8 protein-coding genes are annotated in these 6,165 nt (G+C 71.6%); 2 read left to right on the top strand and 6 right to left on the bottom strand.

Annotated features, from left to right (window positions below; all coding sequences use genetic code 11):
• The first annotated feature begins 286 nt into the window (after positions 1-286).
• Entirely contained in the window at positions 287-1,510 is a 1,224-nt protein-coding gene (gene serB, locus ACWD35_RS35940) for a phosphoserine phosphatase SerB (RefSeq protein ID WP_451355558.1), read from the top strand.
• A 74-nt stretch (positions 1,511-1,584) separates the two neighbouring features.
• Here the strand turns inward: serB and ACWD35_RS35935 are convergent, their stop codons facing one another.
• The 4 genes from ACWD35_RS35935 to ACWD35_RS35920 all read right to left on the bottom strand — a co-directional run bounded on the left by ACWD35_RS35935 (position 1,585) and on the right by ACWD35_RS35920 (position 4,095).
• Positions 1,585-2,103, bottom strand: a complete 519-nt coding sequence (locus ACWD35_RS35935) for a SixA phosphatase family protein (protein WP_451355557.1) — start codon at positions 2,101-2,103, stop codon at positions 1,585-1,587.
• Between the two features lie 77 nt (positions 2,104-2,180).
• Positions 2,181-2,387, bottom strand: coding sequence for a hypothetical protein (locus tag ACWD35_RS35930; RefSeq protein WP_451355556.1), 207 nt, complete (start codon positions 2,385-2,387; stop codon positions 2,181-2,183).
• Positions 2,388-2,621: 234 nt separating this feature from the next.
• The gene (locus tag ACWD35_RS35925; RefSeq protein WP_451355555.1) at positions 2,622-2,738 is read right to left on the bottom strand and encodes an SGM_5486 family transporter-associated protein; all 117 of its coding nucleotides are present in this window, start codon (positions 2,736-2,738) and stop codon (positions 2,622-2,624) included.
• Positions 2,739-2,790: 52 nt separating this feature from the next.
• Positions 2,791-4,095: a CynX/NimT family MFS transporter gene (locus ACWD35_RS35920; RefSeq protein ID WP_451355554.1), complete on the bottom strand. Its 1,305-nt coding sequence runs from the start codon at positions 4,093-4,095 to the stop codon at positions 2,791-2,793.
• Positions 4,096-4,177: 82 nt separating this feature from the next.
• Between ACWD35_RS35920 and ACWD35_RS35915 the strand changes: the two genes are divergently transcribed.
• A complete protein-coding gene (locus tag ACWD35_RS35915) occupies positions 4,178-4,870 on the top strand; it encodes a FadR/GntR family transcriptional regulator (RefSeq protein ID WP_451355553.1) in 693 nt (230 codons plus the stop codon).
• Here ACWD35_RS35915 and ACWD35_RS35910 read toward each other — a convergent pair.
• The gene (locus tag ACWD35_RS35910) at positions 4,848-5,198 is read right to left on the bottom strand and encodes a hypothetical protein (protein WP_451355552.1); all 351 of its coding nucleotides are present in this window, start codon (positions 5,196-5,198) and stop codon (positions 4,848-4,850) included. The two genes, ACWD35_RS35915 and ACWD35_RS35910, sit on opposite strands and share 23 nt — an antisense overlap.
• A gap of 196 nt (positions 5,199-5,394) precedes the next feature.
• On the bottom strand, positions 5,395-6,162 hold the full coding sequence (fabI, locus tag ACWD35_RS35905) for an enoyl-ACP reductase FabI (RefSeq protein WP_451355551.1): 768 nt from the start codon (positions 6,160-6,162) through the stop codon (positions 5,395-5,397).
• Positions 6,163-6,165: the final 3 nt, after the last annotated feature.

Raw genomic sequence — 6,165 nt, 5'->3', positions numbered from 1 at the left:
GCAAGGCGGAGGAGGGAGTCGACGATGGGGGTCCCCCCGCGCGAGCGAAGCCGAGCGTGGGGGAGCGTCGGCGACTGACGACAACGCGGCAGATGTGCGTGCCAGACGCCGCGCGGCAGGCGGGAATTTGACGACAGGGCCTAAAGCAGGCCGCCCGGCCGGGCGCCCAGCCGGGCAGTCTCCCAGTGGCAAGATCCGTGTCACCGGACCGACACTCATTGTTCCGTGTCCGGCAGGCGGACCTCTCCGGCGCAAGGCACTGGGTGCCGGATACGGTGGTGACACCATGAGCGCTTCGCAGACCGCCGCTTCGCAGACCTCTGAGGTCCCCACCCTCCTTGTCAAGATCTTCGGCAAGGACAGGCCGGGCATCACGGCCGGCCTCTTCGACACCCTGGCCGCCTACTTCGTCGACGTGGTCGACATCGAGCAGGTCGTCACCCGGGGCCGCCTGGTGCTGTGCGCCCTGGTGACCGAGCCCCCGGCCGGCCTCGAGGGCGACCTCAGGGCCACCGTGCACAGCTGGGCCGAGTCGATGAAGATGCAGGCAGAGATCATCTCCGGGCACGGCGACAACCGTCCGCGCGGTCACGGGCGCTCCCTGGTGACCGTCCTCGGTCACCCCCTCTCCGCCGAGTCGACGGCTGCCATCGCCGCCCGGATCGCCAAGGCCGGCGGCAACATCGACCGTATCTTCCGGCTCGCCAAGTACCCCGTGACGGCGGTGGAGTTCGCCGTCTCCGGCGTGGAGACCGAGCCGCTGCGCACGGCCCTGGTGACCGACGCGGCGGCACTGAGTGTCGACATCGCGGTCGTCTCGGCGGGCCTGCACCGGCGCGCCCAGCGGCTGGTGGTCATGGATGTGGACTCCACCCTCATCCAGGACGAGGTCATCGAGCTGTTCGCCGCGCACGCCGGCTGCGAGGACGAGGTCGCCGAGGTGACCGCGGCGGCGATGCGCGGGGAACTGGACTTCGAGCAGTCGCTGCACGCGCGCGTGGCGCTGCTGAAGGGGCTGGACGCCTCGGTGGTGGACAAGGTCCGCGCCGAGGTGCAGCTGACGCCGGGCGCGCGCACCCTGATCCGCACGCTGAAGCGGCTCGGCTACCAGGTGGGAGTCGTCTCCGGTGGGTTCACGCAGGTCACGGACGATCTGAAGGAGCGGCTCGGGCTGGACTTCGCCCAGGCCAACACGCTGGAGGTCGTCGACGGGAAGCTGACCGGCCGGGTCACCGGGGAGATCGTGGACCGGGCGGGCAAGGCCCGGCTGCTGCGCCGGTTCGCCGCGGAGGCCGGGGTGCCGCTGTCGCAGACGGTGGCGATCGGTGACGGCGCCAACGACCTGGACATGCTGAACGCGGCCGGTCTGGGCGTCGCCTTCAACGCCAAGCCGGTGGTCCGCGAGGCCGCGCACACGGCGGTGAACTTCCCCTTCCTGGACACGGTCCTCTATCTGCTGGGCATCACCCGCGAAGAGGTCGAGGCGGCGGACACGCACGACGAGGAGTGAGCCGGAGGTCGTACCCCGGCTGCGAGGAGGGCCCGGCATCATTGCGGTACCGGGCCCTCCTGCCGTCTGTGCGGTCAGTCGGAGGGCTCCCAGAAGTCCGCGAGCGTGGCCACGTGGGGCTCCAGGCTCTTCCAGGGGCCGTCGTAGGCCAGCAGCGCGAAGCCGGCAGCGGGGAAGCCACGGCCGTTCATCCGCTCGCGGGCGTCGTCCTCGGCCGCTCCGGCCAGGATCTCGGCGAGGCCGTGCACGCCCGGGTTGTGGCCGATCAGGATCACGTTCCGCACGTCGTCCGGGACTTCGTTGAGCACGGCGATCAGCTCGCCGGGCGAGGCCTCGTAGACCCGCTCCTCGTAGACGGTTTTCGGCCGGTGGGCCAGTTCGTGGACGGCGAGCTTCCAGGTCTCGCGGGTCCGGATCGCGGTGGAGCACACAGCCAGGTCGAAGGTGATACCGGTGTCGGCCAGCTTGCGTCCGGCGACCGCGGCGTCCATCCGGCCACGCTCGGCGAGCGGGCGGTCATGGTCGGTCACCTGGGGCCAGTCGGCTTTCGCATGCCGGAGGAGGACGATCGTGCGAGGTTCTGCGGCGCTCATGGGACCCAGCTTCGCATGAAACAGGCCATGCGGCGCAGGGAGTTGACATGCGGATTCACCGCTGCCGAGGCACTTTCTCAGCGCGCGAGCAGCTCCTGCGCGCGCTCGACGAGGTGGGTGATCGCCGGGTCGCCGCTCGCCGCGTGGGCGTCCGACGGGTTCAGTATCAGCCCGAGCAGCGCGACGAAGGCGAGCGCGGGCAGGGCCAGGGCCCACCAGGGCAGCCGGATGTCGACGCCGCCCGTGGTCGCCTGACGGGGGCGGGAGTGGGTGCGGGCCGGCATGATCGCCTCCGTGGCTCTTCGAGTGGTCCGTGGCCGCCTGGCGCGGTCACCATTCGAAGCTACGGAATCCGGGGCCGCCAACCCATCCGGGCATCCACCCACTTGACCCTGACCCTCACCCCCTAGGGGATGGTGGAGTTAACCCCACCATCCGCCGCCGGAGGCCCGGCCGACCGGTTCACGGAGTCACCGAGTCGCGGGGCCGGGGAGGCACGGGGTCACGAGATCACGAGGTCACGGGGCCGCGATCGTCGCGATGACGGCGATGATCACGAAGATGGCAAAGAACGCGCCGAAGACGAGCAGCATCTTCTTCTGGCTGTTCTGCGGGTTCGGGTCGAGCACGGGCATGCCGCCCAGTCTCGCACCCTTCGCCCGCGCCCACTCCCCCGGGGTCCGGCGGTCAGCGTGCCGCCGCCTCGTCCTCCACCGTGCGGTTCCGGCCGGCCAGGAAGCCCACCGCCATCTGCGGCAGCATCAGCCCCGCCATGAGGGCGATCGGCAGCCCCCAGCCGCCGCTGTGCTGGTAGAGCACGCCCACCAGCAGCGGGCCCGGGATGGAGATCAGGTAGCCGGTGCTCTGCGCGAACGCGGACAGCTGGACCACGCCCGGCCCGCTGCTGGCCCGCATGCCGACCATCGTCAGGGCCAGCGGGAAGGCGCAGTTGGAGATGCCGAGCAGCAGGGCCCAGGCCCAGGCGCCGCCGACCGGCGCGAAGTACAGACCGGCGTATCCGGCGAGGCCGCAGACGCCCAGGGCCAGCGCGATCGGGCCCTGGTGGGGCAGCCGGGTGGCGAGGCGCGGGATGACGAAGGCCAGCGGCACGCCCATCACCATGGTGACCGCGAGCAGCAGTCCGGCCGTACCCGCCGGGACGCCGGCGTCCCGGAAGATCTGCGCCATCCAGCCCATCGTGACGTAGGCGCCGGTGGCCTGGAGGCCGAAGAAGAGGGCGAGCGCCCAGGCGGTGCGGCTGCGGGTGAGGCGCAGCGGGGCGGGCCGGTCCTGCTCCGCGCGCACCGGCTCCTGGGCGGGGGCCGCGCCCCGGTCCCGGGCGAGCGGCAGCCACGGCAGTACGGCGGCGAGCGCGAGCGCGCCCCACACCGCGAGTCCGGACTGCCAGCTGCCGCCCATCGCGTCCGTCATGGGCACGGTGGCCGCGGCGGCCAGGGAGGTGCCGGCGGCGAGGGCCATCGAGTACAGGCCGGTCATGGAGCCGACCCGGTCCGGGAACCAGCGCTTGACGATGACCGGCATCAGCACATTGCTGACGGCGATGCCCATCAGCGCGAGCGCGGTGGCGCCGAGGAATCCGGCCGCGTTCCCGGCGTAGGGCCGGATCAGCAGGCCCGTGGCGATGGCGGCCATGCCGGCGCACACCACGGCGGCCGGGCCGAAGCGGCGGGCCAGGCGGGGGGCGGTGGCGCCGAAGACGGCGAAGCAGAGCGGGGGCACGGAGGTGAGCAGTCCGGCCACGCTGCCGCTCATGCCGAGCCCGTCGCGGACCTCTTCGAGGAGCGCGCCGAGGCTGGTGATGGCAGGACGCAGGTTCAGCGCGGAAAGCACGATGCCGACGACGACCAGACGGGTCGCCCACGCGCGCGTGGGGGCCGCCGTCACCGCGGTCCGGGCCTGCGCTCCCCGGTCTTCCGCCGTCCGGGTTGCCGCCGTCCCGGTTTCCTTCGTCCTGGTTTCCTCACTAGCCATGGGGCCCATCATAGAATCATAGGATGATTGGTTGTCCATCCCCGAGCGCTGCCCGCCCGGGACTGTCGTGCGAAGGTCTGCCATGCCTCTGAGCCACCCGCGTCGTTCGGCGCTGTCCGAGCAGGTCATCGCGGAGCTGCGCAATCAGATCGCCTCCGGTGAGTGGCCGGTCGGCTCGCGGATCCCCACCGAGCCGGAGCTGGTCGAGCAGCTCGGCGTAGCCCGCAACACCGTTCGCGAGGCGGTCCGCGCGCTCGCGCACAACGGCCTGCTGGACATCCGGCAGGGCTCCGGCACCTACGTGGTCGCGACGAGCGAGCTGGCCGGCGTGATGCACCGCCGGTTCGCCGACGCCGACCCGCGGCACATCGCCGAGCTGCGTTCCACGCTGGAGTCGGCGGCGGCGAAGCTGGCCGCCGAGCGGCGCACCGAGAAGGACCTCAAGCAGCTGAATGCGCTGCTGCGGCGGCGCGAGGAGGCCTGGGAGAGCGGTGACGCGGAGGCCTTCGTGGCGGCCGACGCGACCTTCCACCTGGGCGTGGTGGCCGCCTCCCACAACGACGTGATGACGGCGATGTACGCCGACCTGGGCGAGGTGCTGCGGGACTGGCTGCGCGCGGACGTCGGCGCGGAGCTGAGGCCGGGCACGCACATGGACCACACCCGGCTGCTGGACGCGATCCGCGCGGGGGACGCGGAGGCCGCCGCACTGGAGGCCGCGAGCTATCCGTTCCTGTGCCGTCCGGACCGGTTCAGTGCTCCTTCTGGTGACTGACCCACGCCGAGCGGACCTCCTGCCAGCACCGCCCGGTCAGCCGTACGGTCATGGCGGGCCCGGTGTCGACGGGCGCGCTGTCGGTGTCGATGTCCCACCAGCGGGCGCACTCTATGTGCAGGCGCACGCGATCGGTGTCGACATAGGGATTGTGGCAGTAGGCCACCACGTGGGAGCCACGGACGGAGGTACGGCAGGCCGCGCCGAAGAGGCTGGGCGCGGGCGGCTTGCCGTCGCTCACGCGCGCGTGGGGCAGCGCGTCGTACGGCAGGGTCAGCACGAGGGCCACGGCCACGGTCACCGAGGCCAGGCTGCGGGACAGGCGCACAAGGGGACCTCCTCGGCCGAGCTGCGGAGGGATGCGCGGGGTGAACGCTTCATCCAGAGTGCGCCGTTGGACTGCGGCGCCGCCCGGCCGAGTACGCCGAACGGGTGATGCTCACCGTTCGGCCCGCTTCATGGGACGAGGCCCGCACCCTGAGGGGTGCGGGCCTCGTCCGTCGGTCGAGACTGTTCGGCAGCGATCAGGCGCCGATGGCGTGCAGACCGCCGTCGACGTGGATGATCTCGCCGGTGGTCTTCGGGAACCAGTCGCTCAGCAGGGCGACGATGCCACGGCCGGCCGGCTCCGGGTCCTTCAGGTCCCACTCCAGCGGGGAGCGGTTGTCCCACACGGAGGCCAGCTCGCTGAAGCCCGGGATGGACTTGGCGGCCATGGAGCCGAGCGGGCCCGCCGAGATCAGGTTGCAGCGGATGTTCTGCTTGCCCAGGTCGCGCGCCATGTAGCGGTTGGTCGCCTCCAGAGCGGCCTTGGCCGGGCCCATCCAGTCGTACTGCGGCCAGGCGAACTGCGCGTCGAAGGTCAGGCCGACGACCGAGCCGCCGTTCTGCATCAGCGGCAGGCAGGCCATGGTGAGCGACTTCAGGGAGTACGCCGAGACGTGCATGGCGGTGGCGACCGACTCGAACGGCGTGTTCAGGAAGTTGCCGCCGAGCGCGTCCTGCGGGGCGAAGCCGATGGAGTGGACGACGCCGTCGAGGCCGCCCAGCTCCTCGCCGACGAGGTCGGCCAGACGGGCGAGGTGCTCGTCGTTGGTGACGTCCAGCTCGATGACCTTGGTGGGCTTCGGCAGCTTCTTGGCGATGCGCTCGGTCAGCGTGGGCCGCGGGAACGCGGTCAGGATGATCTCGGCGCCCTGCTCCTGGGCCAGCTTGGCCGTGTGGAAGGCGATGGACGCCTCCGTCAGCACACCCGTGATCAGGATGCGCTTGCCCTCGAGGATTCCGCTCATGGT

Source organism: Streptomyces sp. NPDC002671, assembly GCF_053592475.1.
The sequence above is the reverse complement of the archived record's forward strand: the minus strand, read 5'-3'. Positions and strand labels throughout refer to the sequence as shown.

Coding starts and splice junctions, on each gene's coding strand:
- ACWD35_RS35935 (WP_451355557.1), bottom strand. CDS start 2,103: ATGAGCGCCGCAGAACCTCGCACGATCGTCCTCCTCCGGCATGCGAAA.
- serB (WP_451355558.1), top strand. CDS start 287: ATGAGCGCTTCGCAGACCGCCGCTTCGCAGACCTCTGAGGTCCCCACC.
- ACWD35_RS35915 (WP_451355553.1), top strand. CDS start 4,178: ATGCCTCTGAGCCACCCGCGTCGTTCGGCGCTGTCCGAGCAGGTCATC.
- ACWD35_RS35920 (WP_451355554.1), bottom strand. CDS start 4,095: ATGGCTAGTGAGGAAACCAGGACGAAGGAAACCGGGACGGCGGCAACC.
- ACWD35_RS35930 (WP_451355556.1), bottom strand. CDS start 2,387: ATGCCGGCCCGCACCCACTCCCGCCCCCGTCAGGCGACCACGGGCGGC.
- fabI (WP_451355551.1), bottom strand. CDS start 6,162: ATGAGCGGAATCCTCGAGGGCAAGCGCATCCTGATCACGGGTGTGCTG.
- ACWD35_RS35925 (WP_451355555.1), bottom strand. CDS start 2,738: ATGCCCGTGCTCGACCCGAACCCGCAGAACAGCCAGAAGAAGATGCTG.